Annotated in this window: 2 protein-coding genes; both read right to left on the reverse strand. The window is 61.3% G+C overall.

The genetic code is table 11. The features are described from left to right. Positions 1-10: 10 nt before the first annotated feature. On the reverse strand, positions 11-1,024 hold the full coding sequence (virB11, locus tag K9U40_RS22950; RefSeq protein ID WP_282892395.1) for a P-type DNA transfer ATPase VirB11: 1,014 nt from the start codon (positions 1,022-1,024) through the stop codon (positions 11-13). 13 nt (positions 1,025-1,037) lie between these two features. Beyond that, the coding region (locus tag K9U40_RS22955; protein ID WP_282892396.1) for a TrbI/VirB10 family protein at positions 1,038-1,456 on the reverse strand (419 nt) is incomplete at its 5' end.

Here is a 1,456-nt window from a genome sequence, read left to right on the forward strand (position 1 = left end):
GCAATAGAAGTTATTCATCTTCTCCATGATGCCGGGGTGGGTCGAAATAGACCTCCGTCACCCGAAAGCGCCCACCTATTCGCTTACACTGAACGATGACGTCGATTGCTATCTTCAGCAGATCCCGGATATCGCCGCGCTCCAGGTCGCGGCCGCCGTCGGATTCTTTGACGAGCAGGGTGAGCTGCTCAAACGCGAGCCGCGTTGAATTCGCGTGCACCGTCGTGATCGAGCCAGGATGGCCGGAATTCACGTTGCGGATGTAGTAAAAGGCCGTTCCATCACGAAGCTCCTGGAGCAGGACCCGATCCGGGCGCATGCGCAGTGAAGCCTCAAGGAGCTCCTTCGGACCGATCTTTGCGAGCCCTTGGTCATCCTTGGAATAGAACAGCCGCACGTGGTTATCTTGGGGGATCACAAGCTCTCGCGTGTCCTCGATTGTGATGAGGCGCTCGTCCTCCGGGATATGCTGAATCAATGCCTTTGAGAGGGTTGTTTTCCCCGATCTCGTCGCACCCGAGATGATGATGTTCTTCCGCGCAAGCACAGCCTCCCGGAGAAAGGTCATGTAGTTGCCGGCCTGATAGAGGCCGAGCAGCCGCGTATCGGTGACGCTGAGCTCGTCAGTGAGTGGGCTGACCTCTGAGAAGAGCCCCGCTGTCTCAAGATCGTTGAGCGTCAGCGTCACCGCCGATGGGTTGCGAAGTGTGATGCTGACCGTGCCCTTGGTGGTGGCGGGCGGAATGACGATCTGGATGCGGTGCTCGTCCGGCAGCGTGGCGGACAGGAGCGGGTGGGCCTCGTCGATGGCCTGGTGCGAATAGCTCGCGACGGCGCGTGCGAGGCGCATCAGCTTTTCGAAAGTGAGGTCCGGCACGTCATGTTTCCGCCATCCTACGGGCCCCTCGGTTAGCACCACGCCCGGTCGATTGACCACGATCTCATACAAGGACTCATCCTTCAGGAAGTGCCCGATGGGTGAGAGCAGCTCGCGGACAACGCCGACATCGGCGGCATCGTTCATCCCCTCCCCTCGCCTACTTGGTGACGAGCGTGGAGCGAGGGCTGAAGTCTCCGAGCACGCCGCGATCATAGATCGTGTTTCGCGGCTCTGTGACGCGCAGGCCATAGACGCTGGAGAAGTCGAGGTCGCGAGCGACGAAAATGGAGACCAGCTCGCCCTGGTGCTTCTCCAGCGTCGGCGGAATGTTGATGGACTGCTCGACCGCAATGGCCGCCGCCTGCTGGCCCGCATTGGCGCTGTTCTGGACCTGGATATCGCCCTGCTGGAGCTGGCCCTGCGCATAGTTGGCGGCATCGCCGACAATCGAAAGCAGCAGGGCGCTGCCGAAGCGCTCCCACCAATGGGTGTCGACATAGCCGTCCATGCCGGCCCGGCCCAAAGCGTCGGTCGCGGGCGAGGCGAGCGTGATGATGATGCCCTTCGGGGTCTTGG

The sequence above is a fragment of the Xanthobacter autotrophicus genome, from assembly GCF_030015065.1.
GTDB lineage: Bacteria > Pseudomonadota > Alphaproteobacteria > Rhizobiales > Xanthobacteraceae > Xanthobacter > Xanthobacter autotrophicus_D.